A 24875-nucleotide genomic window follows, 5' to 3' on the forward strand; every position below is an offset into this window, starting at 1 on the left:
CAGGGCCAACCCCTGGTAGATCACGTTTCTGGAGTGAGGGGGCGCGGTGAGCCCGATGTGGTGCCGCGCGTCGCTCTTGGCGATCTGTTCGCGGGCCTGTTGCCGCACGGCGTCCGGCGCCGCCTCGCTGCGGTCGGCTGGCCTGGTGGCCGCCTCCGCTCAGGGCGAGCGCGGCACGTTCCGCCGGAATGTACACCTCAGGCGGCCTGCTTCGGCACCGGCGGGGAGGCCGCTGCGCATTCGGGGGACGTGCTCGGCACAATGCGTCATTGTGCGCCTGCGCGGTATTCGTCCGCTACGGACAGAGACGCGGCAGGCGTGTGGATGGTGACGACGCCACCCGGTCGGTTGCCGGGGCCCTTGACCGGGCCCCGGCGCTCGCCGCGGGGGCTATCCCTTGCAGTTGCCCCAGGACGTACGGCCGCCCCATGCCTTGACCCTGTTGTCGGGGTCGCGGGTCCATCCGGAGTACCGCACGCACTTCCAGGCTCCCTCGACGTGGGGGGTCTCGGCGTAGTAGCGGTACTTCTGCACGTCCGCCGCCTTGCCGCCGCCCTTGACCTCGAGGGAGGCGCCGGTGACCGTGCGGGCGCCCACGTAGGCGCTCTTGATCGCGGCGACGCAGTTCTTGCCGCTGCGCTTGCTATACATCAGGTACACGTGCCCGAACACGGCTCCGTCGGGCGTCTTCATCGCGCGGTGACCGTCGTTGACGCGCTTGAAGTCCTTGCCGCAGACACGTTCGGGTGTGAAGGAGGCCGAGGCGGCGTACGCGGCGGAGGGGGTGGCGGCGATTCCGGCGGCGACCAGGGCGGCCGCTATGACCGTTCGCGTCAGCACGATCTTCCCTTCGGTAAGGGTATTAAGGACATTGATGATCTTTGCCGTGACTTTACCGAAATTTCACAAGGGGTGTTGGTGAATGCCGCTCATTGCGGTCTGCGCGGTCTGGGGTGTCTTCTGGGGGTCGTGGTCGGCCCTGCTTCCGGCCATCAAGCAGGATCTGGGCATCTCGGCGGGTGACCTGGGACTGGCGCTGAGCGCCGTACCGCTGGGGGCCGTGCCCGCGATGGCGCTGGCCGGGCGGCTGGTGCGGGGACGGGAGCGGACCGCGCTGATGGCGACCACGGTGCTGTTCGCACTGAGCGTGACCGGAATCGGGCTGGCCGGAACGCTCTGGCAACTCGCGCTGGCGCTGCTGGTGGTGGGCGCGGCCAGCGGCGCGCTCGACATCGCGCTGAACCTGGCCACGGGACGCGCCGAGCGCGAGACCGGCCGAAGGCTCTTCCAGCCCGTGCACGCCGCCTTCCCCGTCGCCGTCATCGTGGCCGCCCCGGCCACCGGGCTGGCGCGCTCGCTCGGCCTCGACGTCGCCACCATGCTCGTGACGATCGGGCTGCTCGTGATCGCCACCTCGCTGTCGCTGCTGACCCTCACCCTGGGGCGGGGCCTGCCCGAGACCTCCGCCGAGACGGACAAGCGGGCGCTGTGGGGGTCCGCGATCGTGATCGGCACCTTGGCGGCGTGCGTCCTGGTGATCGAGAACTCGGTCGAACAGTGGTCGGTGCTGCTGCTGGAGGAGCACCGGGGCGCCACGCCCCTGGTGTCGAGCGCCGCGCCCTCGGTCTACATGGCGGCGCTCACGGTCGGACGGCTCATCGTGCAGGCGCTGCCCCGGGTGTCGCTGCGGGTGCTGTACCTGGTGGCGGGGCTCGGGGGCGGAGGGGGGATCGTGCTGGCCGGTCTCGGCGGTTCCGTGCCGATCTCGATGATCGGGTTCGGGTTGACGGGGCTGGCGCTCGGCCCCTTGGTGCCCGCCCTCCTCAGCCGCGCCGCGGCCGACGATTCGAGCGGGACGCTGGTGTGGGGTGTGTCCACCATCTCCTACACCGGGTTCGTCGTCAGCCCGTTGCTCGTGGCCGGTTTGAGCGGCTGGCTCGGACTGCCCGCCGCCCTGGCGGCTCTCGGCCTCCTGGGCCTCCCACTCCTGGGCCGTTTTGCGGTGCAACGCCGCTCGGTGTCCTGAATATGGTGATTCTTTGGGACAAACAACCCCAGGAACCGGGTATCCCCCCGGCGGATTGACTGTAAGGGGGATCACCATGGCTGTCTGCGAGACCTGCGGAAACGACTACGACATGGCGTTCGAGGTGCACGCGCACGGAGCGGTGCACACCTTCGACTGTTTCCAGTGCGCGATCGAGGCGATGGCGCCCATCTGCGAACACTGCGGCACCAAAGTCATCGGGCATGGGGTGCAGTCGGGGGAACACTGGTACTGCTGCGCCCACTGCGCCCGCGAGGAGGGCACCCAGGGCCTCGTCGACCGCATCATGGCCGGCACCTCATCCTGACTTCGCGGGGGAGCGGGGCCATCGACGGGCCACGACTCAGGGGTTGGACGGGCCCGCCACCAGGGTTCGTGTGGCGGGACCGTCCAACGGTCCGCGGGCCGCGTCAGCGCATGAAGCCGATGTCCTCGTAGTGGAGGTCGTAGAACCCGCGCGCCCCCACATTGGCCAGCGTCTGCTTGGTGGCGACGTTCTGCGGCCGTTGATACAGCGGCAGCACGTTGACCTCCGGCCAGATGAGCTGGTCGGCCGCGTTGGTGAGGATGCGGGCCTGCGCCGGGTCCAGGCTCTGCCCGGCCCGGCTCATGGCCTCGTCGATGGCGGCCGAGCCGGTACGCCCGAAGTTGGCGTTCCAGGTCTTCCCGTCGGCCGCGTTCGCGTAGATCCCATAGCTGCTCGAAATCGGATATGGCGTCCCGATGTACGCAAAAGGCGTGATGTCGAAGTTGCCGGGAATAACGTACTTTGTAAAGAAGTCGTCGCTCGGCACCGACTTGATCGAGAGCTTGACCCCGATCTGTCCGAGCATGCTCTGCGCCAGCTCCCCTTCCGCCTTGCTGATCTGAACCCCGGATGGAACTACGAACCGCAGGTCAAGCGGCTTGCCGTTCTTGTAGCGCACCGGCCCGTTCAGCTTCCATCCGGCCGCGTCCAGCATCTGCCGCGCCTTGGCGGGGTTGTAGACGCCAAGGCTCCCGGCGTTGTCCTGGTAGCCCTCCTGCGTGTTCATGAAGAAGTGGTTGTTCAGCAGGGCGATGGGCCAGTTCAGCCCTTGGAGGTCGGATTCGGCGATGGCCTGGCGGTTGATGCCGAGTTGGATGGCCTGCCGGACGTTCCGGTCGGACAGCAGCTCGCTGGACCCGTTAAATGTGAAATGTCGGAAATCGGGTCCGGCGGCCTGCCGCACCTGCGCCCCCGACGTGGACTTGGCCCGCGCGTAGTCGGGCGCCGACGGCCCGACGTCGATGATGTCGAGTTCGCTGTTGCTGAACGCCCCGATCAACGAGTCCTGCTCGGACGCCCGATAGATGATTTTGTCCAACTTGGCCCGGTTCCCCCACCAGGAGTCGTCCCGGGCGAGCGTGATGGTCTTGGCCGTCTGGTCGAACCCCCCGAACTTGAAAGGCCCGGCCGACGCCGGGATCTTGTTCAGCCAGGCGTTGTTGAAGGCATCGGGGGTGCGGTTGGTGGCGGCGGGCAGCAGCGGCCCGAACAGCGCCTGCCAGTCACCGAACGGCCGCGCGAACGTCACCACCACCTCGTGGTCGTCCTTGCCCCGCGCCACCTTCTCGATGTCCTGGTATCCGGTGGAGGAGACGATGTGGAAGGCCGGGTCGCGCCCGTTCAGCGCCTGCCACTGCGCCTGGTAGTCGGCCCACGTGATCGGCTTCCCGTCCGACCACTTGGCCTTGGGGTTGAGCGTGTACGTCACCACCTGCTTGGGCCGCTGCTCGGTGACCTTGGCGTCGAGCACGTAGTTGCTGTCGACCGAGATGTCCGCCTTCTCGTTGGACACGAACGGCGAGGGCAGCAGCGCGTTGCTGACCACGGCGGCCATCGCCAGGTTGCCGTCGACGTGGTTCCTGTTCCACTGCGTGGGGAACTCGTTGATGCCCCAGCGCAGGATGCCGCCGTCCTTGACCTTGTCGCGCGGCTGCTGGTTGATGTCGAAGGCCCTGATCGTCCCCTCGTCGCCGGCGCCCTCCCGGCCCATCGTGCCGCGGTTCGTGCCCCCTCCACAGCCTGTCAGGCAGAGCGAGCCCGCCATGGCGGCGGCCACGACAAGACGTGATGCTTTCATCGAGCGGTTTCCTCCAGATCTAAACGACTTCGCGCCTTTCGGCGTAATGGCAGGCCGCGCCCTGGTCGGTGCCCAGAAGGCGCACCTCGGGCTCGACGTCCACGCAGAGGGCGCGCTCCGCGTCGGTCAGTTCGGCGCGGAACTTCGGGCACCTGGTGCGGAACCGGCAGCCCGTCGGAGGGTTGGCCGGGCTGGGCAGGTCGCCTTCGAGCAGGATGCGCTTGCGCGAACGTTCGTGGGCGGGGTCGGGCACCGGGATCGCCGACAGCAGCGCCTGCGTGTACGGATGCGCGGGCGCGTCGTAGACGTTGTCCACCTGGCCGATCTCGGCGATCCTGCCGAGGTACATCACCGCGATCCGGTCGGCGAGGTAGCGCACCACGGCCAGGTCGTGCGCCACGAACAGATAGGACAGGCCGAGCCCGGCCTTCAGCGAGTCGAGCAGGTTGATCACGCCGGCCTGGATCGACACGTCGAGCGCCGAGACGGGCTCGTCCAGCACCAGCAGCCTCGGCTCCAGCGCGAGTGCCCTGGCGATGCCGATGCGCTGGCGCTGCCCGCCGGAGAAGTCCTGTGGGTAGCGGGCGGCGTGCGAGACGTCGAGCCCGACCAGCCCGAGCAGCTCGGCGACGCGCCGGCCGGGACGCCGGTGCCCGTGGGTGCGCAGCGGCTCGGCCAGGATGTCGTGCACGGTCATGCGCGGGTCGAGCGAGGCCATCGGGTCCTGGAAGACGACCTGCATCTCGCGCCTGATCTCGGTGCGCTCGGTCCGGTTCAGCCGCGCCGTGTCGTGCCCGAGCACGACGACGCGGCCCTCCTGCGGCGGGGCCAGTTCGAGGATCTGCGTCAGCGTGGTCGTCTTTCCGCTGCCCGACTCGCCGACCAGCCCCAGCGTCTCGCCTTGGCGGATGTCGAAGCTGACCCCCGCCACCGCGTGCACGGTGCCGACCCTGCGCTTGAAGACCGCCCCCTTGAGCAGCGGATACTCCTTGACCAGGTTGCGCACCTCCAGCACCGTGCGCTCGCCGCGCACTGCCAGTTCGCGCGACACTCCGGGGGCCGGATGGATGCCGGGGTGCACCTCCTCCCAGCGGATGCACGCCGCCCGGTGCCCCTCGCCCACGTCGAACAGCGGCGGCTCGCGCTCGTCGCACGCCTCGATCCGCATCGGGCAGCGCGGCGCGAACGGGCACCCAGGAGGCAGGGCGGCGGGGGAGGGCGGGTTGCCCTCGATCGGCGTCAGCGGCTGCCGCCCGTCGCGGTCGACGCGCGGGATCGAGCCGAGCAGCCCCACCGTGTACGGCATCCGCGCCCGGTAGAAGATGTCGTCCACGGCGCCCACCTCGACGGGACGCCCGGCGTACATGACCAGCACCCGGTCGGCGAAGCCGGCCACCACGCCCAGATCATGCGTGATCATGATGATCGCGGCCCCGGTCTTCTGCTGCGCCCGCTTCAGCACCTCCAGCACCTGGGCCTGGATGGTGACGTCGAGCGCCGTGGTCGGCTCGTCGCAGATGATCACGTCGGGGTCGTTGGCGATGGCCATGGCGATGACCACACGCTGCCGCATGCCGCCGGAGAACTCGTGCGGGAAGGCCAGCGCCCGCTCGGAGGGGTGCGGGATGCCGACGAGGTCGAGCAGTTCGACGGCCTTGACCAGGGCGTTCTCCTTGCTCACCCGCTGGTGCACGCGGACGGCCTCGGCGATCTGGTCGCCGACCCGGTAGACCGGGGTGAGCGCCGACAGCGGGTCCTGGAACACCATGGAGATGGCCTTGCCGCGGAAGGACGTCAGCTTCCGCTCCGGGGCGCCGATCAGCTCCCTGCCGTGCAGCCGTACCGACCCGGTCACGCGCGCGCCGGGCGGCAGCAGCCCCATGACGGCGGCGGAGGTGACCGACTTGCCGGAGCCCGACTCGCCGACGATGCCGAGGACCTCTCCCGGCCGGACGGAGTAGCTCACCCCGCGCACGGCGGCCACGTCGCCGAAGGACACGTTGAGGTCGCTGACCTCCAGGACGGGGTTCATCGCGGCCTCTTGGCCGTCGGGTCGAAGGCGTCGCGCAGTGCGTCGCCCATCATGTTGACCGCGAGCACGGTGACCACCAGCAGTCCGGCCACGAACCAGAACGTCCACGGCGCGTACACCGCCGTCTTGGAGCCGTCGGCGATGAGTGTGCCGAACGACACGTCGGGCGGCTGGATGCCGAATCCGAAGTACGACAGCGAGGTCTCGGTGAGGATCGCGCTGCTGACGTTGAGCGTGGCGTCCACGATCAGCAGCGACGACAGGTTGGGGATCACGTGACGGAAGATGATCAGCACCGGCGTCACCCCCATGTAGCGGGCGGCCTGGACGAACTCCCGCTGCTTCAACGAGATCGCCATCCCCCGCACGATCTTCGAGGTGACCATCCACAGGAACAGCGCCAGCATGATCACGAACAGCGGCCACTGCCCCGACTCGAACAGCGGCGACATGATCGCCAGGATCAGGAACGCGGGCAGCACGAGCAGCAGATTGGTCACCCAGGTCAGCGCCCGGTCCGTCCACCCCAGGAAGTAGCCGGCGAACGCCCCCACGACCGCCGCCAGCGCCGTGGACACCAGCGCCGCCAGCAGCCCCACGATCAGCGACTTCTGCATGCCGCGCAGCGTCAGCGCGTACACGTCGGCGCCGGTTTGGAGCGTTCCGAACCAGTGGGAGGCCGACGGCGGCTGCAGGAACGCGGTGAAGTCCTTGTCGGTGTAGGTCCACCTGCTGAACAGCGGACCCGCGAACGCCAGCAGGAACATCAGCGCCAGCACCGCGAACCCGACGCGCCCCTGCCCGGAGCGGAAGAAGCGCCTGGCGACGACCCGCACCCGCGACGGCGACCTGCTGGTGACCAGTTCCTCGGCCAGCTCCTCCTCGGCGAGCGTCATCAGGCCCGCACCCTCGGGTCGAGCGCCGCGTGCAGCAGGTCGGCGGCCAGCGAGGCGCACAACACCGCGACCGCCGCCAGCAGCGAGATGGCGGCGACGGTGTTGACGTCGTTGGTGAAGACGGAGTTGATCAGTTGCTCGCCGAGCCCGTGCCAGCCGAAGATCTTCTCGGTGAACGTCGCCCCCATCAGCAGCGCCCCGAAGGTGAACGCGAAGTAGGTCGCCACCGGGATCAGCGCGGTGCGCAGCGCGTGCTTGAAGAGCGCCTGGCGCCTGCTCAGCCCCTTGGCCCTGGCGGTGCGGACGAAGTCGGCGCCGAGCACGTCGAGCATCATGTTGCGCTGGTAGCGGCTGAAGACCGCGATGAGGCCGACCGCCAGCGAGATCGTCGGCAGGATCAGGTGCTGCAGCCGGTCGACCGCGTACCCCCACAAGTCGGTCTCCAGACCGGCGGTGTACTCGCCGGAGACCAGGAACACCTGGCGGCCGAACACCTGCTCGTTGGCCCAGGTGGCGAGCAGGATCAGCATGTTGGCCAGCACGACCACGGGGATGGCCAGCACCACGAAGGACAGGCCCGCCGAGAGCCGGTCGAACCACCCGTACTGGTTGACCGCCGCCAGCGCCCCGACCAGGACCCCCAGCAGGCTCCCGAAGACCAGCCCGAGGATGACCAGCCGGAAGGTGACGCCCATGCGGCGTTCGAGGTCGTCGTTGACCGGCGCGCCCGCGACGGACTTGCCGAAGTCGCCGTGCAGCACGCCGCCCGCCCAGGTCGCGTAGCGCTGCAGCAGCGGCGTCTTGTCGTTGAGGTTGAGCGCGGTGAGCTGAGCGTCGACGACGGAGGGCGGTGGTTTGGGCGTGCGGTCGGCGTAGTTGGAACGCGGGTCGAGAGCGGTGGCCGCCAGAAGGTAGGCGAGGCTGGCGGCCACCGCGACGAGCACGACGTAATTGAGCAGTCTGCGGGCCAGCCATCCCGCCATCGCTCCCCCTCTGACGCGCACGGCACGTGGGCGCGAACTCGCGGCCTGCGATGGACGCAGGTCCGTTGCGCACCGTAGCTATATTGCTACACCATGTGAACGTCGTGGCGGCACGGAACCGCCAAACAAGGTCAACGTCCGGAAAGTTCGTCCACCGCGGTGCGGACGTCCTCGCTGGTGATCGTGGTCAGGTCGGCGGAGCTGGCGGAGCCGCCCTTGGAGGCGTGGGCGGCCAGGCGCACGTCGCGGCGCATGGCGGCGCGCTCGAACAGGGACCTGGCGAAGCGGCCGTTGCCGAGCCCGTCGATCAGCCGCTCCTCGCACACCCAGGCGAAGACCTCGTCGAGGTCGCGCAGCGCCTCGGCGTCGAAGTTGTCGCCGGAGGACTCCGCCAGCAGCACCGCGATCTGCGACAGCTCGCCGGGGGAGTAGCTGGGGAAGGCCACGCGCTGGTTGAACCGGCTGGCCAGCCCGGGGTTGGTGGCCAGGAAGGAGTCCATTTCGCGCTCGTAGCCCGCCAGCACGATGACGAGCCTGTCGCGGTCGTCCTCGGCGCGTTTGAGCAGGGTCTGCACGGCCTCGGCGCCGAAGGCGTCGCCGCCCTGGTAGCCGGGGTTGACCAGGCTGTAGGCCTCGTCGATGAACAGCACGCCGCCCAGCGCCCGGTCGACGAGCTCGTTGGTCTTGATCGCGGTCGCGCCGAGGTGCTGGCCGACCAGGTCGGCGCGGTGCGCCTCGACCACGTCGGGCCTGGCCAGCAGGCCGAGGGCGGCGAAGACGCGGCCCAGGACCCTGGCGACCGTGGTCTTGCCGGTGCCGGGCGGGCCGACGAAGACGAAGTGGCGCATCTGCGGCGGCGTGGGCAGGCCGCGCTCCTGCCGCATGCGCGCCACCTGGAGCTGGGCCGCGATGGCGTGCACCTGCCGTTTGACCGGCGCGAGGCCGGCCATCCTGTCGAGGTCGGCCAGCGCCTCCTCCAGGGTGGGCGTGGCCACGTAGCCGCGGAAGCGCGCGGTCAGCTCCTCGAACGCCTTGGTCACGTCGGGCGTCGTGGTCGTCACCAGGTCCTGGGTGGTGGGCGTGCCGCCGGCTCCGACGACGCGGACGTCGCGGGCCTGCGCGGCGCCCTCGACCAGGCTGCGCGCGAACCGGGCGTTGCCCAGCTCGTCGACCAGCCCGCGCCGGTGGACGTCGTCGTAGAGGCCGAGCAGCACCCGCCTGGTCTCGGCGTCCATCGTGTCGCCCCTGCGCCGCTGGAGCAGCTCGGTGACCTCGACGAGCTCGGCGGGGGAGTAGCCGGGGAAGCGCACGCGGGTGGCGAAGCGGCTGGCCAGGCCGGGGTTGCTGGACAGGAACGAGCCCATCTCCTGCTCGTAGCCGGCCAGGATGATGATCAGCCTGTCGCGGTCGTCCTCGGCGCGTTTGAGCAGGGTCTGCACGGCCTCCGCGCCGAACCGGTCGGGCTGGCCGTCGGAGGAGTTGACCAGCCCGTACGCCTCGTCGATGAACAGCACGCCGCCGAGCGCCCGGTCGACCAGTTCGTTGGTCTTGATCGCGGTGGCGCCCAGGAACTCGCCGACCAGGTCGGCCCGCTGCGCCTCGACGACGTAGGGGGTCTCCAGCAGGCCGAAGGCGTAGAAGATCTTGGCGAGGGCGCGGGCCACGCTGGTCTTGCCGGTGCCGGGCGGGCCGACGAAGACGAAGTGCCTGGTGGGCCGCTCGGTGCTGTAGCCGGCCTCGGCCCGCAGCCTGGACGCCTCGATGGAGGCGGCGATCGAGCGCACCTGCTCTTTGACGGGCGCCAGGCCGACCATGCTCTCCAGTTCGCTGAGCGCCTCCTCCACCGAGATCTGCGGCGGGGCGCCCTGCTTGTCGTGCGGCGAGTCGGGCTTGCCCTCGCGCACTCTGACCCTGACCTGCTCCTCGACGGCGGCGCTGGCGGCCTTGGCCTTGCGGGCCAGCAGGAGGCGGTGGACGAGGACGGCGGCGGCGACGGCGACGGCCGTCCAGACGGAGACCTCGGCGGAGATGGGGGAGACGGCGGCGGCGATCAGGCCGGCGGGGGCCAGCGCGGTCAGCGTGGTCACCCATGGGGTGACCCAGCGGATGAGGTGGGCGGCCGCGGCGACGGGCAGGGCCAGCGCCACCATCAGGTGCAGCGCGCCGGAGCCCGGCGGGAACAGCCCGGAGAACAGCGGCAGCGTGAGCGCGATCCAGCCGGCGCACACCAGCACGGTGGCGGCGGCACGGGGGAAGCGCATGGTCAACGCGATGAACGCGAGCAGCAGCAGGACGACGGGGAAGGTCTTGAGCAGGTCCCAGCCGAGCGCGGCGCCCACGCCCATGGTGGCGACCAGCACGACCACGTACAGGACCCGGCGGGCGGCCGGCGGGATCTGGAAATAACGCAGCCGCACCTTCTCGAACAGATCCCTCGCCGCGGCCCGCCCCGCCGCCTGGGCTCTGTCGGACTCCTGCATCACGCCTCCCCGGTCCGCCCCCGGTTATACCGCACCGGACCGACTATTGGGCGGTCCTGACACGCTAGGTGAAGGTCACGAAAACGGCGATCTGACGCCCGAGTTCCGGGCCGGCGTCCTCTTGGAGGAAGTGTCCCGCGTCCTTGATCACGGGATGTCGCAGGCCGGAGGCGCCGGAGATCGATTCGCGAAGGATGGGCGCCATGCCGCCGGTGATGGGATCTCCGTCGGAGAAGGCGACCAGAAAAGGTCTGTCGAGCGTGGTGAGAATGCGCCAGGCAGCGCGGTTGGCGGGCGCGGCGGGGTCGTCGGGCGTGATGGGCACGAGCCCGGGAAGGGCCCGGGGGCCCGCCTTGTACCTCTCGTCGGGGAAGGGCGCGTCGTAGGCGGCCCGCACCTCGGGCGGCAGCTCGCTCTTGCATCCGGCCTGGACGAGCCTGGCGATGTCCAGCACCGGAGCCTTGAGCACGGTGTCCTTGAAGCGGTGCCACACCTCGGGCATGGGAATGTCACCGGTGGGCAAGCCCGTGTTGGCGGCCACGATCCCGGAGACGCGCTCGGGGTGCTCGGCCGCGATCCGCAGCCCGATCAGGCCGCCCCAGTCCTGGCCGACCAGGGTGGCGCCGCTGAGTTCGAGCGCGTCGAACAGCAGGGCGCGGGTCCACTCGACGTGCGCGGCGTAGCTGTGGTCGGCGACCGCGGCCGGTTTGTCCGAGCGGCCGAACCCGATCAGGTCGACCGCGATCGCGCGCAGCCCGGCGGCGGCGAGCACGCGCATGACGTGGCGGTAGAGGAAGGACCAGGTCGGCTCGCCGTGCAGCAGCACGACGGGCCGGCCGTCCGGGGGGCCCGCTTCGACGTAGGCCATGCGCAGGCCGTCGCCGACCTCGGCGTGGCGTGGCCGGTAGGGGAAGCCGGGCAGATCCGCGAATCGCTCTTGCGGCGTGCGCAGAGTCTCCATGGTTCACGACATTAATCAGCGGCGCTGGTGCCGCCCAGGGAATTCGCCGATGAGCACGTGCTTGGGCGTGACCCGCAGGACGCCGGAGTCGGCCAGGGCGACTCCGCGCACCTCCACCCAGGACCGCCGCTGCAGCGGATCGGCTGCGAACACGGCCACCCGGGGGTCGGCCTCGATGGCCTCCCACGCCTCCGTCTCGGCGATCACCCGCAGCTCGCCCGCGGAGGTGACGGTCGCCACCGCGCCCACGACCCGCGGGCCCAGGGGGTCGCCGCAGGCCAGCACGACGCTGCGGGCGTAGGAGAAGGTCTGGCGCACCTCGGTGTCCAGCGCGACGGACGGGTCGGCCCCCATGGGCAGGTCGCACATGATCAGGGAGGCGCGCCACGGCCCTGGGCCGCCGCGCCACCACGCGCGGGCCGCCCGCGCCGCGAACACCGCCATCGCCGCCCCGAGCGCGCCGAGCGCGATCCGCCACGCCCACGCCGCCCCCAGCAGCCCGCCCGCCGCGCAGGCCGCGGCCGACAACACGACGAGCCCGATCGCGACCGGCAGCCACGGGTCGTCGCGGTGGCGGGCGCGCAGGTAGCCGCGCACCATCGGGTACGGCACCGCCACCGCCGCCACGGCGGCCCTCGGCTCCACCGCGAGCGCCCCGCCCACCAGCGGCACCAGCACCGACCAGGTTCTGCCGAGCACGATCCACAGCAGCACGCCGGTGTTCCTCCTGGCGGTCCGCTCGGCGGCCTGGACGCGCGCGGTCTCGGCCAGCGCGAGCAGCGGCCGGCCGCGCCACGACTCCGCCACCGCCCGTACGCCGGCCAGCGCCGGCCAGCCCAGCACGACGATGCCCGCCAGCCCGGCCCAGACCGGGTCGAGCAGGGGCGGGGTGCCGGGCGCCAGGCCCAGCAGCAGCCAGGCGGCGTACGCGGCCACCGACAGGGCCGCCGAGGCGACGGACGCGCCCAGCCAGGGGTCCCTGCGCAGCATCGCCGGCACGTACCGCCACAGGCCGACCCGCCGCGCCTGGCGGACGGTCAGCGCCACCACCAGCACGAACGCGGCGAACCCGCCCGCCTGCGCCCGCGTGCCCCAGTCGAGCAGCAGCGCGCACGCCGCGACCGCCACGGTGGCCAGGGCGAGGAGGAGGCGGGACTGCCGGGTCCAGATCTCCAGCACCCGCCTGACCCGCCCGGTCTCGCGCGGGTCCACCGGCCAGGCGGGATCGTGGTGTGGTCGCGGCCGGTCCCAGCGCAGCAGCGCCAGGCCCAGGTTGACGCGGGCCTGGGGGTGGCCGGGATCCTCGGCCAGCGCGGCTCTGTAGGCGTGCTCGGCGTCGGCGTGGTCGCCGCGCAGCAGGGCCAGGTCGCCGACCAGGATCTCGGGGTCGGGCCGCTCGGGTGCGAACCTGGCCGCCAGCGCGGCGTGCCCGGCCGCCTCGTGCCAGCGCCCGGGGATCCGGCGCAGGGCCGCCGCCAGGCGCACCCGGCCCGGCCACGAGCCCCGGGACAGGTCCACGGCGTGCTCCGCGGCGGGCAGCGCGTCGGCGTCGCGGCCCAGCCGTTCGTGGGCGAGGCTGATGAGCCGGTAGGCCCATTCCGAGGCCGGATCGAGGTCGGCCGCGTGCCGGGCGGCGTCCAGCGCGGACTCGGGGCGGCCCGCGTTCAGCCTGGTCAGGGCCTCGTGGCACCACTCGCGTGAGGACCTGTCGGGTATTGTGCTGTTTCGGCCAGTTTGATCGGTCCCCACAGTCCCATGATCGGCTGGCCGTTGATTATTGGATAGATGCCGACATATGGCTGTATCTCTCTAGAGAGGTACGTGGGGGAGCCCGGATCAGTCGATACCGCTATGACAAGTACGTGGCATGGCCTAAGCTGCCACGCAAGCCGGAGCGTCGGTGGCAGGGCGGCGAAGCTCGGGAGGAGCGAGCGCGAGGCCGCGGTCGCGACGCCACGGATGACCAGCACGCGCGGGCCCTGCCAACGGATCGGCCTGCAAGGAGGGCCATGACCGTAACACAGGCCGCACCCCTCGTGAAGTCCGCCGATCGAGTACAGGGGGCCAGTCGCTGGTCCATTCTCGTGCTGCTCTGCGTGAGCCTCCTGCTGATCACGGTCGACGCCACGGTCCTGCACATCGCGGTGCCCGCGCTCACCGCCGCGCTGGAGCCGTCCGCGGTGCAGTTGTTGTGGATCATCGACATCTACTCGCTCGTGGTCGCGCCGCTGCTGATCATGTTCGGCACCCTCGGCGACAGGTACGGGCGTAAACGCCTGGTCCTCATGGGCTTCCTGCTGTTCGGCCTGGCCTCGGCCGCCGCCGCGTTCGCCCCGACCCCGCTGACCCTGATCCTGGCCAGGGCGCTGCTCGGCGTCGGCGGCGCGATGATCATGCCGGCCACGCTCTCGCTGATCCGCCAGGTGTTCACCGACAGGCGCGAGCGGGCCATCGCGCTCGGCGTCTGGAGCGCGGTCGCCGCCGCAGGCGCGGCCGTCGGGCCGCTCGTCGGAGGCGTGCTGGTCAGCCACTTCTGGTGGGGCGCGGTCTTCCTCATCAACGTGCCGATCCTGCTGGTGCTGGTGCCCGCCGCCGTGCGACTGCTGCCCGACTCGCGCCTGCTCAAGGACCGGCCATGGGACGCCGTCAGCGCCGTGCTGTCGGTGCTGGGCATCCTGGCGCTGGCGTTCGGGCTGAAGGAGGCCGGCTCGGGCAGCCTCATGCCGCTGTGGGCCTCGGTCCTGGTGTTCCTGGCCGGGCTGGGCATGCTGGTCGCGTTCTGGCGGCGCCAGCGGCGCCTGGCCGTGCCGCTGCTCGAAGTGAGCCTGTTTCGGCGGCGCGAGTTCTCGACCGGCGTCGCCGGCGTGCTGCTCGGCGTGTTCGCGCTGGTGGGCCTGCAGCTCATGCTCGCCCAATACCTGCAACTCGTCCTCGGCGACAGCCCGTTGCGTGCGGCCGTCAGGATGTTGCCGCTGGTCATCTCCGCGATCTCCGGCGGGCTGGCCGCCGCCCACATCCTGCCGCGCATCGGCATGCGGGCCACGATGAGCGGCGGGCTCGGGCTCGTCGCGCTGGCCCTGACGCCCACCCTGTCCTGGGGCGTCGAGGGGCATCCCGTGATGCTGGCGCTCTGCTTCGTCGGCATCGGGTTCGGGGTGCAGGTGGCGCTGCTCGCCGCCTCCGACACGATCATGTCCTCGGCGTCGGAGTCGCAGGCGGGCGGGGCCGCGGCTATCGAGGAGACCGCGTACGAACTGGGCGCGGGCCTCGGTGTGGCCGTGCTCGGCACGATCACCACGATCGTGTACGCACCCGGCCTGCCGGCCGTGCCCGGCGTGCCCGCGGGCGGCATGGACATCGCCAGGCAGTCGCTCGCCTCGGCCGCCCACGTCGCGCATCAGGTCGGCGGCAGCGCGGGGGCGGCGCTGCTCGACGCCGCGCGCTGGGCCTTCGTCAACGCCCTGCACACGACCGTGGTCGTGAGCGTCGTCCTGCTCAGCTTGACCGCCGTGGCGGTGGCCATGCTGCTCAGCCGTGATTGAGGTGTGCCATGTCCCGCTTCGGGCAGACAACAACCGTGAAACAGGTCCTTCGTGATCTTGCCGCATTAGTCGCCCGCATCGGTGTGGGCGGTATCTTCTTCGCCAACGGCTGGGCCAAGCTCGAAGACGGGCTGATACTCACCGGGGCGAAGTTCCTGGAGCAGGGCGCCCCCGCGCCGAGCGCCTGGGCCACGATCACCATGCTCGCCGAGCTCATCGGCGGCGCGCTGCTGATCGCCGGGCTGGCCGTCTCCACCACCGGCCTGATCCTGTTCGCCGAGGCGCTGGCCGTCTTCCTGGTGGCGCCGCCGCTCAACCCGATCAGCATGAACGAGCTGATCCTCCTCGGAGCCGCCTCCCTCCTGCTGGCCGTCGTGGGCGCGGGCCGGGTGTCGGTGGACCACATGGTCGTGATCCGGCGCAGGGAGTCGGAGGCGGCGAGCGAGTTCGCCGCCGACGACGAGGCGGACCAGGTCATCGCCTCCCTCCGCGGCCCGGACAAACCACGCGAGGTCACCGCCAAGGAGGCCGCCGCCAAGGAGACCAAGGAGAAGGACCCGACTCCGGCGCCGGACACCGAGGACACCGCGCCGCACCCGAAGCCCCGCGCCCGGGAGACCAAACAGGCCGAGGAGTCGTCGGCGACGCCCACCCCCGGCGACACGCTCGTCGCGGGACGCAAGAAGCCCGCGGCCCGCAACCGCCGCCAGAGCACCGCAGAATGACCCTGGGATCTTGTCGTGATATAGAGCTGCAATCCTGACATCATGAGGCTGACCAAGGTCATCACCCTCGCGACCCTCGCCGCGTTGGCCGCCGGCTGCCAGATGGACCGGCCGTCCGCGCCCGCCTCGCGGGAGGCCCCGCCCCAGTCGCAGCCGGTCGCCCAGACGACCGCACCCCCGACAGTCGCCCCCGACAAGGTCCTGGCCAGCAGGGAGGGGGCGCTGTCCAACACCACGTTCAGGATCGACGTCGTCCAGCTGATCCGCAGGGACCGGTTCGTCAACCTCACCTTCACCGCCACCGTCATCAAGACCGGCGAAGTGCTCGGGTGGCAGGTGCACAACGCCTTCTCCGCCGTGGCCAAGGCGAACCCCACCGTGGACGGCGTCTTCCTGGTGGACGTCAAGAACGCCAAGAAGCACCTGGTGGCCCTGGACAGCGAGGGCGGGTGCGTGTGCAGCCGCATGGAGGGGCTGTTCCTGAAGCAGGACCAGACCGCGGTGTTCTCGGCCACGTTCGCGGCCCCGCCGACGGACGTCGGCTCGGTCGACGTGCACATCCCGAACGTCGGGACGCTGGCGAATGTTGCGATCGGCTAGCGCGCTGGCCGTGCTGTTCGCGCTGCTCACGCCCGCTCCCGAGGCGCCGATCCAGGTGCCGGTGAAGGCCGGGGCGCCGGTCACCGCACCCGTCCTCGACATCGGCGGCAAGGTCCTGGACGCGAACGGCAAGGTCCTCGACATCGGCGAGCGCGTCGCCAACCTCGACGAGTCGGTGACCAACGAGACCACCGGCACGCAGCGCACGATCACGGTCGCCGCCGACGTGCTGTTCACCTTCGACAAGGCCACGCTGACGGGCAAGGCCAAGAGCCGGCTCGAAGAGGCGGCCACGCTGCTGAAGTCCGAGGCGCGGGGCAAGCCGGTGAAGATCGACGGCTACACCGACGCCAAGGGCTCCGACTCCTACAACCTGGAGCTGTCGCGGCGGCGGGCGCAGGCGGTGCGCGACGCGCTGGCGGGGCTCGTCCCGGGGACGGACTTCACGGTCGCCGGCCACGGTGAGGCTGATCCCGTCGCGCCGAACGCCCTGCCCGACGGCGGCGACAACCCCAAGGGCCGGGCCAAGAACCGCAGGGTGGAGATCGGCTTCTCGCGGTAGCGGTGACTATCCTGGCGGGGCAGGTCCGGAGCGAGGGGCGTGGATGGCCAGAGCGGGCAGGGCGCGCGCGACCGTACGCGACGTCGCCGCCGAGACCGGCCTGTCGATCGCGACCGTCTCCCGGGTGCTCAACGGCCAGTCCAACGTCGCCCCGCACACCCGTGAGGTGGTGTTGCGCGCGGTCGGCCGGCTCGGCGACCAGGCGCCCAGGCCGCGCGCCCCGCAGGAGCCGCCGGCGGGCGCGGTCTACGTGCGCTGTCCTTACGTGCTGACCGACTACTTCGGGCTCATCGTCTCCTCGGTGGGCGAGACCATAGAGCTGCACGGCAGGCAGATGATCCTGGGCGCGGGCGAGTCGGCCCAGGCCGCCCCGGTGCTGCCCGCGCTGCCCGGCCGGCAGGGGGTCGCGGGCGCGATCCTGATCCTGCCCCCTGAGCCGGGGGAGGAGCTCGTACGCCTGCGCGACCGCGGCTTCCCCTTCGTCGTGATCGACCCGAGGACCCCGCCGCCGAAGGACATGGTGGCCGTCTCGGCCGCGCACTTCGCGGGAGGGCGCGCGCTGATGGCCCACGTCGCAGGGCTGGGCCACCGCAGGGTCGGGATCATCGGCGGCCCGGTGCAGTGGCTGCCGAGCGAGGCCAGGCTGGCCGGCTACACCGCCTCGCTGGCCGACGCGGGCGTGCTGCCGGCGCCCGAGCTGCTGCGCAGCGTGCCGGAGCCGAACATCGAGCACGGCTACCGGGCGGCCTGCGAGCTGCTCGACCTGCCGGAGCGGCCGACGGCGCTGGTGGCGTTCAACGACAAGCTGGCGGTCGGGGCGCTGCGGGCGGCGGCCGAGCGCGGGCTGAGCGTGCCGGGCGAGCTGTCGGTGGCGGGCTTCGACGACATCGACGTCAGCAGGGCGACCTCGCCACCGCTCACCACGGTGCGCCAGCCCCTGCAGGAGATGGGCCGGATGGCGGTGACGCTGCTGATGCGGCTGCTGAGCAGGCACACCCTGGAGGCGCTGCACGTCTCGCTGGGCACGGAGCTGATCGTCCGCGGCTCGACCGGGCCCGCGGCGCGCTGACTGTTTCATTCGTTACATCGATTGACGCCCGTACTTGACTCGTGCTCTGCTGCAGATTGCGAAAGGCGTTACAGATTTGTTTCATCTGTTTCAAGGACATCACCCCCTGTCCGGAAGGACCTTCGCCGTGTCCAGAATCCTGCTGGCACTCGCCTGCGCCGCCGCCTTATGCCTGGCCGCGCCCCTCCCGGCCGTCGCGGCCGGCGAGCCGGTCGACGTCTGGCTGACCACCACCTCCGACGCCGGCGGCCGCACCGTCACCCGAGGGCTCCAGCGGCAGTCGCCCATCGCCTTCGGCCCCGCGGGCGGCACCGCCAACCACACGATCACCGTCAACGAGGCAACCACGTACCAGCAGTTCGAGGGCGGGGGCGCGTCGATCACCGACACGACCGCCTACCTGCTGCGCGGCGGGCCCGTCAGCGCCGCCACGCGGGACGCCGTGATGCGCAAGCTGTTCTCGCCCGCCGAAGGCATCGGCCTGTCGTTCGTCCGCAACCCGATCGGCGCCTCCGACCTGTCGCGCCCCGGCATGGTCTCGCTCGACGACACCTGCTGCGACCTGAACGACTTCGGCGCGAACGGCTACGACACCAACGTCCGCCTGCTCACCGCCCAGGCCAGGCAGCTCAACCCGGCGCTGCGGGTCAAGGGCGTGCCGTGGAGCGCGCCCGGCTGGATGAAGGACAACGGCCGGATGGACCAGATGGGCTGGCTGAAGTGGGAGTACTACGGCATGTACGCCCAGTACCTGGTCAAGTACATCCAGAGCTACCAGGCCGCCGGCGTCCCGGTGAACTACGTCTCCGTCCAGAACGAGCCCAACTGCTGCCAGGCCGGCAACCCGACCGCGATGAACTACCCGGGCATGTCCTGGAACGCCTCCGGCCTGATCGAGTTGACGAAGAACTTCGTCTTCCCGGCCTTCCGGGCCGCGGGGATCACCACGAAGGTGCTCGTCCATGACTGGAACTACGGTGACTACGGCCAGATCGGCGGGCCCATCCTGGCCGACGCGGCGCTGCGGAACGACCCGCTGTTCGGCGGCATCGCCTGGCACGGCTACTGGGGCGACCCGGCGGTCGGCACGCAGGTGCACAACCAGTACCCGCAGGTCCCGCAGTTCAGCACCGAGCACTCGGGCGGCACCTGGATCGGTAACCAGCACAACGAGGACATGGCCGACATCGTGGGATACACCCGCAACTGGAGCAGCAGCCTCGTCAAGTGGAGCCTCGCGCTCAACCAGAACATGGGCCCGCACAACGGCGGCTGCGGCACCTGCACGGGGCTGATCACCGTCCAGGAGGGCGGCGCCCGCGCCGGCCAGGTCGACTACACCATCGAGTACTACACGACCGGCCACCTCACCAAGTTCGTCAGGCCGGGGGCGTACCGGATCGACTCGACCGCCAACGCGACCGTCCAGAACGTCGCCTGGCGCAACCCCGACGGCTCCAAGGCCCTGATCGCCCACAACGGCGGCGCCTCGGCCCAGTCGATCAGGGTCGACTGGGGCGGCCAGTCCTTCGTCTACACCCTGCCCGCCCGCACCACGGCCACCTTCACCTGGTCGGGCGCCCCGGGCTCGGACGGCGGCGGCCCGATCACCGGCCTGGCGGGCAAGTGCGCCGACGTGGCCGGCGGCAGCGCCGCCGACGGCACCGCCGTGCAGCTCTACACCTGCAACGGCAGCGCCGCCCAGCGGTGGACCCGTCCGGGCGACGGCACGCTGCGCGCGCTCGGCAAGTGCCTCGACGTCGTCGACCACGGCACCGCCGACGGCAGCAAGCTGCAACTGTGGTCGTGCACCGGCACCCCCAACCAGCAGTGGACCTACACCGCGGGCAGGGACCTGGTGAACCCGGCCGCCGGCAAGTGCGCCGACGTCACCGGTAACACCAGCGCCGACGGCACCCGCCTGCAGATCTGGACCTGCACGGGCGCCGCCAACCAGAAGTGGACGCTGTCCTGAAAGGCATGGTCGCCCGGCTCACATGTCCGCCGTGAGCCGGGCGATCACCCGCATCTTGTTCATCGCGTCCAGCGCCGCCACCTTGTACGACTCCGCCAGCGTCGGATAGTTGAACACCGCGTTGACCAGGTAGTCGACGGTACCGCCGCACCCCATGACCGTCTGGCCGATGTGCACCAGCTCCGTCGCACCCGTGCCGAACACGTGCACGCCCAGCAGCCGCCGGTCCTCGGAGGAGACCAAAAGCTTCAGCATCCCGTAGGAGTCGCCGATGATCTGCCCTCTGGCCAGCTCCCTGTAGCGCGAGACGCCCACCTCGAACGGCACCTTGTCCCTGGTCAGCTCGTCCTCGGACCTGCCCACGAAGCTGATCTCGGGGATGGTGTAGATGCCGATGGGCGGCAGGTCGTTCAGCTCCTCGACGGGCTCGCCGCAGGCGTGCTGCGCGGCCAGCCGGCCCTGCTCCATGGAGGTCGCCGCCAGCGCGGGGAAGCCGATCACGTCGCCGACGGCGTAGATGTGCGGCACGGCCGTGGCGTAGTTGGCGTCCACGGAGATCCTGCCGCGGTCGTCGGCCGCCAGACCCGCGGCCTCCAGGCAGAGCTCGGCCGTCTTGCCCTGCCGGCCCGCGGAGTACATGACGCAGTCGGCGGGGATCTTCTTGCCGCTCTCCAGCAGGGTCAGCGCGCCGCGCGGGCGGCGTTCGACGGCGGCCACGCTCTCGCCGAACCTGAAGGTCACCGCCAGGTCGCGCAGGTGGTACTTCAGCGCCTCGACGATCTCCAGGTCGCAGAACTCCAGCATGCGCTCGCGCCGTTCCACCACGGTCACCTTGGTGCCGAGGGCGGCGAACATGGAGGCGTACTCGATGCCGATGACCCCGGCCCCCACCACGACGAGGGTCTCGGGGACCCGGTCGAGGTGCAGGATCGCGTCGGAGTCGATGACCGTTCTGTCGTCGAACTGCACGCTGTCCGGGCGGGCGGGCGAGGTGCCCGTGGCGATCACGATCTTCTCGGCCGTGATCTTCCGCTCGTCGTCCCCGATGATCCCGATCGTGTGCGCGTCCAGGAACCTGCCGGTGCCCTGGAAGACCGTCACGTGGTTGCGGCCGAGCTGGCTGCGGATCACCTGGATCTCGCGGCCGATCACGTGCTGGGTGCGCATGCCCAGGTCGGCGACCGTGATCTCGTCCTTGACGCGGTAGCTGGCGCCGTACAGCTCCCGCTGGTTGAGCCCCGTGAGGTAGAGGACCGCCTCACGCAGGGTCTTCGACGGGATCGTGCCCGTGTTTATGCACACGCCGCCGAGCATGTGCCGTTTCTCGACGATCGCCACGCGCCTGCCGAGTTTCGCCGCCGCGATCGCGGCCTTCTGCCCGCCTGGTCCTGAACCGAGTACCACCACATCGAAGTCCGCCACGGGCACAAGTCTGCGGGCAGGGTGTCAACGGGGGGAAGACCCGTCTGGAAGACTCCGGGACATGTTGCGCCCTTTCACACAGGTTGACGTCTTCCCCGCCGCCCCGTACCAGGGCAACGCGCTCGCGGTCGTCCTCGACGGCGAAGGACTGAGCACGGAGGAGATGCAGCGCTTCGCCCGATGGACGAACTTGGCCGAGACCACCTTCCTGCTCCCGCCCACCACCCCCGAGGCCGACTACCGGGTGCGGATCTTCACCACCGTGGCCGAGCTGCCCTTCGCCGGGCACCCGACCCTGGGCTCCTGTCACGCCTGGCTGGAGGCGGGCGGCAAGCCCGCCAAGGACGGCGAGGTCGTGCAGGAGTGCGGAGCCGGGCTGGTGCGGGTCCGCGCGACCGAGAACGGACTGGCGTTCCAGGCGCCGCCGCTGGTGCGCTCAGGGCCGGTGGAGGAGGAGCTCGTCGAACGCATCGCGGCTTCGCTCGGGATCGGGCCGGGCGACGTCGTGGCCGCCGAGTGGGCCGACAACGGCGCGGGCTGGGTGGGCCTGCTGCTGGCCGACGCCGAGTCGGTGCTGGCGCTGCGGCCGGGGGCGGTGCCGCACTACGTGGGCGTCGTGGGGCCCTACCCCGAGGGGTCGCAGAGCGCGTTTGAGGTGCGGGCCTTCCTGCCTCGTCCGGAATCCCACCTGGAGGACCCCGTGACGGGCAGCCTGAACGCCTCGCTGGCGCAGTGGCTGCTGCGCACGGGCCGCGCCCGCGCCCCCTACACCGTCACCCAGGGGAGCATGATCGGGCACGCGGGACGGATCCGCATCGACGGCTCCGCCGAGGAGGTCTGGGTGGGCGGCGCCGTCGTCACGAGCGTCACCGGCCGCGTCGAGTTGTGAAACGCACCTCGTCGCCCGGGCTGAGCTGGGCGGAGACCGGCAGGTCCGCGGCGCGTACGACGCCGATGACCGGATAGCCGCCCGTCGGCGGGTGGTCGGCCAGGAACACGATCGGCTGCCCGCTCGGCGGCACCTGGACGGCCCCGGCGACCACGCCCTCGCTGGGCAGTTCGCCCTCCTTGGCCCGCACCAGTTCGGGGCCGAGCAGGCGGACGCCGACCCGGTTGCTGTCCTGGCTCACCGTGTAGGGGCCCGCGCAGAGCTCGGCCAGCGCCTCGGGGACGAACCAGTCGTCGCGCGGCCCCGGCAGCACCCGCAGCACCGCGGGCGGCGGCCCGGGCAGCGGCGCCAGGTCCACGGAGATGACGCCCCGCGGCGGCCCGACGGGCAGCCGGGTGCCCGCGCGCAGCGGCTGCGGACCGAGCCCGGACAGCGTGTCGGTGGACCTGCTGCCGAGCACAGGGTCGACCGCGATCCCGCCGCGTACGGCCAGGTAGGTGCGCAGCCCCCACACGGGCGTGCCGAGCCGCACCTCCGTCCCCGCGGGCACCCAGACCGGCGCGCCCATGCCGGGGCCGGCGTCCAGGGGCGCGCCCGTCAGCGCGATCCACGCCCCTTCGAGGAAGCGCAGCCTGGCCAGGCCGAACGTCAGCTCGATCCCCGCCAGCCCCTCGGGGTTGCCGACGATCCTGTTGGCCAGCCGCAGGCTCGGCGCGTCGGCCGCTCCCGACGCGGGCACCCCCAGGTGGGCGTGGCCGGGCCGGCCGAGGTCCTGGACGGTCGCGTACGGGCCGGGCGCCAGCACCTCGATCATGCCGGCTCGAACCGTACGCGCATGCCGGGCCGAAACAGCGACGGCGGGTCGGCCTCGACGTCCCACACCCGCAGCGACGTGCGCCCGAGCAGCCGCCACCCGCCTGGGGAGGCCGTCGGATAGACCGCGGAGTACGGTCCCGCCACCGCGACGGACCCTGCGGGCACCGACGTGCGCGGCGTCTCCAGCCTCGGCGTCTGCAGCACCGGATCGAGGCCGGTCAGATAGGCGAACCCCGGAGCGAACCCCAGCCACCCCACCACCAGCTCGCGCCCGGCGTGCCGGGAGACGACCTCGTCCGGGGAGATCCCCGCCAGCGCCGCCACGGAATCGAGATCGGCCCCGTCATAGACCACGGGAATCGTCACCACGTCGCCCTCGGCGGCCTGGATCGCGTCCTCATGACGCCGCTCGGCCACGAGCTCCTCCAGCAGCGCGCGCAGCCTGGCCTGGTCCGCCCCCGGCGCCACCACGAGCACGGTATCGGGCCCGGGAACGATCTCCACGACCCCCGGGGGCCGCTCGGCGCGCAGCGCCGCGTCCAGCCGGTGGGACAGCGCCAGCGAGCCGGTCTCCACGAGCAGCCCGTGCTCCCCGGCGGTCCTGATCACGCGAACGCCTGCAGGACCACTCCGGCCTCCAGCAACGTGTCCCGCACTCCCTGCGCCAGCCGGACGGCGTCAGGCGTGTCTCCGTGGACGCAGATGGAACGGGCGGAAATCGGTACCGAACTCCCGTCAGAGGCCGTCACAGAGCCGTCCACGGCCATCCGGCGGGCACGGGCGGACACCGCCGCCGGGTCGTGGATGACCGCCCCCGGCTGGGTGCGCGGGACGAGCGTGCCCGCCGCCGTGTAGGCCCGGTCGGCGAACGCCTCGCTCACCGTCGGCACGCCCTCGGCCTTCGCCACCACGTGCACGACCGACCCGGGCAGCGTGAGCACCGGCAGGGACGGGTCGTAGTCGGCCACCGCGTCGATCACCGCCGCCGCCTGAACCTCGTCGCGGCAGATCCGGTTGTAGAGCGCGCCGTGCGGCTTGACGTACGACACCCGCCCGCCCATCGCCCTGGCGATGCCGTCGACGGCCGCGAGCTGGTAGAGCACCTCGGCGCACAGCTCCTCCGGTTCCATCTCCATCTCCCTGCGCCCGAAGTGGGCCAGGTCGCGGTAGGACACCTGCGCCCCGATCGTCACGCCGCGGTCGATCGCGGCCGCGCAGGTGCGCCTGATCGTCACGGGGTCGCCCGCGTGGAAGCCGCAGGCCACGTTGGCGCTCGTGACGATGTCGAGCAGTGCCAGGTCGTCGCCGAGCCGCCAGATGCCGAAACCCTCGCCCAGGTCCGCGTTGAGGTCGATCACCATGGCAATAGAGGCTATCTCGGCGCGACGAAGAGCGTCTGGGTTGCCGTGCCGAGCTCTCCGGTCTCGTCGTAGAGGGTCGAGCGGGTCAGCCCCCTGCCGGATGCGCCACGCGGTGGCCCTGACGTACTCGCGCTCGCCTGACCACACGCTCGCCGTCAGGCACTGCACGCGCTTGCCGTCGCGGGCCACCTCGGTCGTGACCCGCAGCTCGGCCAGGGGCACCGGCGCGAACACCTCGACCACCAGCCTGGCCGGCTCCAGCCCCGGGCGCGGCGCCGTCGTGGCCAGCTCGTGGACGATCAGGGCCGTGACCGGCCCCATGTGCTGGGCGCCCGGGTCCCACGGGCCCTGGGTGTGCTCGGAGGGCAGGTATCGGCCCTCGCCGAGGCCGCGGTACATCCACATGATCG

21 protein-coding genes and 1 pseudogene are annotated in these 24875 nt (G+C 71.3%); 9 read left to right on the plus strand and 13 right to left on the minus strand.

Annotated elements, in window-relative coordinates:
• Positions 1–390: 390 nt before the first annotated feature.
• Positions 391–840: a hypothetical protein gene (locus ACFOY2_RS04415; protein WP_379526607.1), complete on the minus strand. Its 450-nt coding sequence runs from the start codon at positions 838–840 to the stop codon at positions 391–393.
• Positions 841–922: 82 nt separating this feature from the next.
• Between ACFOY2_RS04415 and ACFOY2_RS04420 the strand changes: the two genes are divergently transcribed.
• Both ACFOY2_RS04420 and ACFOY2_RS04425 read left to right on the plus strand, forming a co-directional pair.
• Complete coding sequence (locus ACFOY2_RS04420) at positions 923–2026, plus strand: MFS transporter (protein WP_379526608.1); 1104 nt, start codon at positions 923–925, stop codon at positions 2024–2026.
• Positions 2027–2102: 76 nt separating this feature from the next.
• Complete coding sequence (locus ACFOY2_RS04425) at positions 2103–2354, plus strand: hypothetical protein (RefSeq protein WP_357828777.1); 252 nt, start codon at positions 2103–2105, stop codon at positions 2352–2354.
• A gap of 103 nt (positions 2355–2457) precedes the next feature.
• Here ACFOY2_RS04425 and ACFOY2_RS04430 read toward each other — a convergent pair whose 3' ends face one another.
• The 7 genes from ACFOY2_RS04430 to ACFOY2_RS04460 form a co-directional block, all read right to left on the minus strand.
• The gene (locus tag ACFOY2_RS04430) at positions 2458–4152 is read right to left on the minus strand and encodes an ABC transporter family substrate-binding protein (protein ID WP_379526609.1); all 1695 of its coding nucleotides are present in this window, start codon (positions 4150–4152) and stop codon (positions 2458–2460) included.
• A 19-nt stretch (positions 4153–4171) separates the two neighbouring features.
• Entirely contained in the window at positions 4172–6184 is a 2013-nt protein-coding gene (locus ACFOY2_RS04435) for a dipeptide ABC transporter ATP-binding protein (protein WP_379526610.1), read from the minus strand.
• The gene (locus ACFOY2_RS04440; protein ID WP_379526611.1) at positions 6181–7080 is read right to left on the minus strand and encodes an ABC transporter permease; all 900 of its coding nucleotides are present in this window, start codon (positions 7078–7080) and stop codon (positions 6181–6183) included. Before ACFOY2_RS04440 ends, ACFOY2_RS04435 begins: the two co-directional genes overlap by 4 nt.
• Positions 7080–8063, minus strand: coding sequence for an ABC transporter permease (locus tag ACFOY2_RS04445; protein WP_379526612.1), 984 nt, complete (start codon positions 8061–8063; stop codon positions 7080–7082). The genes ACFOY2_RS04440 and ACFOY2_RS04445 overlap by 1 nt, the downstream gene beginning before the upstream one ends.
• A gap of 131 nt (positions 8064–8194) precedes the next feature.
• Positions 8195–10543: an AAA family ATPase gene (locus tag ACFOY2_RS04450; RefSeq protein ID WP_379526613.1), complete on the minus strand. Its 2349-nt coding sequence runs from the start codon at positions 10541–10543 to the stop codon at positions 8195–8197.
• A gap of 64 nt (positions 10544–10607) precedes the next feature.
• Positions 10608–11504: a haloalkane dehalogenase gene (locus tag ACFOY2_RS04455; protein ID WP_379526614.1), complete on the minus strand. Its 897-nt coding sequence runs from the start codon at positions 11502–11504 to the stop codon at positions 10608–10610.
• 15 nt (positions 11505–11519) lie between these two features.
• The gene (locus ACFOY2_RS04460; RefSeq protein WP_379526615.1) at positions 11520–13253 is read right to left on the minus strand and encodes a tetratricopeptide repeat protein; all 1734 of its coding nucleotides are present in this window, start codon (positions 13251–13253) and stop codon (positions 11520–11522) included.
• Between the two features lie 260 nt (positions 13254–13513).
• Here ACFOY2_RS04460 and ACFOY2_RS04465 point away from each other — a divergent pair, with 260 nt between their 5' ends.
• The 6 genes from ACFOY2_RS04465 (at position 13514) to ACFOY2_RS04490 (ending at position 19977) form a co-directional block, all read left to right on the plus strand.
• Positions 13514–15046, plus strand: coding sequence for an MFS transporter (locus tag ACFOY2_RS04465; RefSeq protein ID WP_379526616.1), 1533 nt, complete (start codon positions 13514–13516; stop codon positions 15044–15046).
• Between the two features lie 35 nt (positions 15047–15081).
• Positions 15082–15771 (plus strand): DoxX family protein, encoded by a 690-nt coding sequence (locus ACFOY2_RS04470; protein ID WP_379526617.1) that lies wholly within the window; start codon positions 15082–15084, stop codon positions 15769–15771.
• Positions 15772–15813: 42 nt separating this feature from the next.
• Positions 15814–16371: a hypothetical protein gene (locus tag ACFOY2_RS04475; RefSeq protein ID WP_379526618.1), complete on the plus strand. Its 558-nt coding sequence runs from the start codon at positions 15814–15816 to the stop codon at positions 16369–16371.
• Positions 16355–16933 (plus strand): OmpA family protein, encoded by a 579-nt coding sequence (locus ACFOY2_RS04480; protein WP_379526619.1) that lies wholly within the window; start codon positions 16355–16357, stop codon positions 16931–16933. Before ACFOY2_RS04475 ends, ACFOY2_RS04480 begins: the two co-directional genes overlap by 17 nt.
• A gap of 43 nt (positions 16934–16976) precedes the next feature.
• Complete coding sequence (locus ACFOY2_RS04485) at positions 16977–18002, plus strand: LacI family DNA-binding transcriptional regulator (RefSeq protein ID WP_379526620.1); 1026 nt, start codon at positions 16977–16979, stop codon at positions 18000–18002.
• Positions 18003–18129: 127 nt separating this feature from the next.
• A complete protein-coding gene (locus tag ACFOY2_RS04490) occupies positions 18130–19977 on the plus strand; it encodes a ricin-type beta-trefoil lectin domain protein (RefSeq protein WP_379526621.1) in 1848 nt (615 codons plus the stop codon).
• Positions 19978–19995: 18 nt separating this feature from the next.
• Here the strand turns inward: ACFOY2_RS04490 and sthA are convergent, their stop codons facing one another.
• A complete protein-coding gene (sthA, locus tag ACFOY2_RS04495) occupies positions 19996–21399 on the minus strand; it encodes a Si-specific NAD(P)(+) transhydrogenase (RefSeq protein ID WP_379526622.1) in 1404 nt (467 codons plus the stop codon).
• Between the two features lie 61 nt (positions 21400–21460).
• On the opposite strand from sthA, the gene ACFOY2_RS04500 reads away from it, so the two are divergent.
• On the plus strand, positions 21461–22288 hold the full coding sequence (locus tag ACFOY2_RS04500; protein WP_379526623.1) for a PhzF family phenazine biosynthesis protein: 828 nt from the start codon (positions 21461–21463) through the stop codon (positions 22286–22288).
• On the opposite strand, the gene ACFOY2_RS04505 is transcribed toward ACFOY2_RS04500, so the two are convergent.
• The 4 genes and pseudogenes from ACFOY2_RS04505 to ACFOY2_RS04520 form a co-directional block, all read right to left on the minus strand.
• Positions 22266–23102 carry a 5-oxoprolinase subunit C family protein gene (locus ACFOY2_RS04505; protein ID WP_379526624.1) on the minus strand — a complete coding sequence of 279 codons (837 nt, stop codon included), beginning with the start codon at positions 23100–23102 and terminating at the stop codon, positions 22266–22268. The two genes, ACFOY2_RS04500 and ACFOY2_RS04505, sit on opposite strands and share 23 nt — an antisense overlap.
• Positions 23099–23713, minus strand: coding sequence for a 5-oxoprolinase subunit B family protein (locus ACFOY2_RS04510; RefSeq protein ID WP_379526625.1), 615 nt, complete (start codon positions 23711–23713; stop codon positions 23099–23101). Before ACFOY2_RS04510 ends, ACFOY2_RS04505 begins: the two co-directional genes overlap by 4 nt.
• Positions 23710–24465: a LamB/YcsF family protein gene (locus tag ACFOY2_RS04515; protein ID WP_379526995.1), complete on the minus strand. Its 756-nt coding sequence runs from the start codon at positions 24463–24465 to the stop codon at positions 23710–23712. Before ACFOY2_RS04515 ends, ACFOY2_RS04510 begins: the two co-directional genes overlap by 4 nt.
• Before the next feature lie 114 nt (positions 24466–24579).
• Positions 24580–24870, minus strand: a pseudogene (locus tag ACFOY2_RS04520) (acyl-CoA thioesterase domain-containing protein); the annotation flags it as partial.
• Between the last annotated feature and the right edge of the window lie 5 nt (positions 24871–24875).

It is taken from the genome of Nonomuraea purpurea, from assembly GCF_042650645.1.
Taxonomy (GTDB): domain Bacteria; phylum Actinomycetota; class Actinomycetes; order Streptosporangiales; family Streptosporangiaceae; genus Nonomuraea; species Nonomuraea purpurea.

Excerpts from the sequence above, each read along its gene's own strand:
- ACFOY2_RS04420 (WP_379526608.1), top strand. The coding sequence starts at position 923 with ATGCCGCTCATTGCGGTCTGCGCGGTCTGGGGTGTCTTCTGGGGGTCG.
- ACFOY2_RS04425 (WP_357828777.1), top strand. The coding sequence starts at position 2,103 with ATGGCTGTCTGCGAGACCTGCGGAAACGACTACGACATGGCGTTCGAG.
- ACFOY2_RS04430 (WP_379526609.1), bottom strand. The coding sequence starts at position 4,152 with ATGAAAGCATCACGTCTTGTCGTGGCCGCCGCCATGGCGGGCTCGCTC.
- ACFOY2_RS04435 (WP_379526610.1), bottom strand. The coding sequence starts at position 6,184 with ATGAACCCCGTCCTGGAGGTCAGCGACCTCAACGTGTCCTTCGGCGAC.
- ACFOY2_RS04440 (WP_379526611.1), bottom strand. The coding sequence starts at position 7,080 with ATGACGCTCGCCGAGGAGGAGCTGGCCGAGGAACTGGTCACCAGCAGG.
- ACFOY2_RS04445 (WP_379526612.1), bottom strand. The coding sequence starts at position 8,063 with ATGGCGGGATGGCTGGCCCGCAGACTGCTCAATTACGTCGTGCTCGTC.
- ACFOY2_RS04450 (WP_379526613.1), bottom strand. The coding sequence starts at position 10,543 with ATGCAGGAGTCCGACAGAGCCCAGGCGGCGGGGCGGGCCGCGGCGAGG.
- ACFOY2_RS04455 (WP_379526614.1), bottom strand. The coding sequence starts at position 11,504 with ATGGAGACTCTGCGCACGCCGCAAGAGCGATTCGCGGATCTGCCCGGC.
- ACFOY2_RS04465 (WP_379526616.1), top strand. The coding sequence starts at position 13,514 with ATGACCGTAACACAGGCCGCACCCCTCGTGAAGTCCGCCGATCGAGTA.
- ACFOY2_RS04475 (WP_379526618.1), top strand. The coding sequence starts at position 15,814 with ATGAGGCTGACCAAGGTCATCACCCTCGCGACCCTCGCCGCGTTGGCC.
- ACFOY2_RS04480 (WP_379526619.1), top strand. The coding sequence starts at position 16,355 with ATGTTGCGATCGGCTAGCGCGCTGGCCGTGCTGTTCGCGCTGCTCACG.
- ACFOY2_RS04485 (WP_379526620.1), top strand. The coding sequence starts at position 16,977 with ATGGCCAGAGCGGGCAGGGCGCGCGCGACCGTACGCGACGTCGCCGCC.
- ACFOY2_RS04500 (WP_379526623.1), top strand. The coding sequence starts at position 21,461 with ATGTTGCGCCCTTTCACACAGGTTGACGTCTTCCCCGCCGCCCCGTAC.
- ACFOY2_RS04505 (WP_379526624.1), bottom strand. The coding sequence starts at position 23,102 with ATGATCGAGGTGCTGGCGCCCGGCCCGTACGCGACCGTCCAGGACCTC.
- ACFOY2_RS04515 (WP_379526995.1), bottom strand. The coding sequence starts at position 24,465 with ATGGTGATCGACCTCAACGCGGACCTGGGCGAGGGTTTCGGCATCTGG.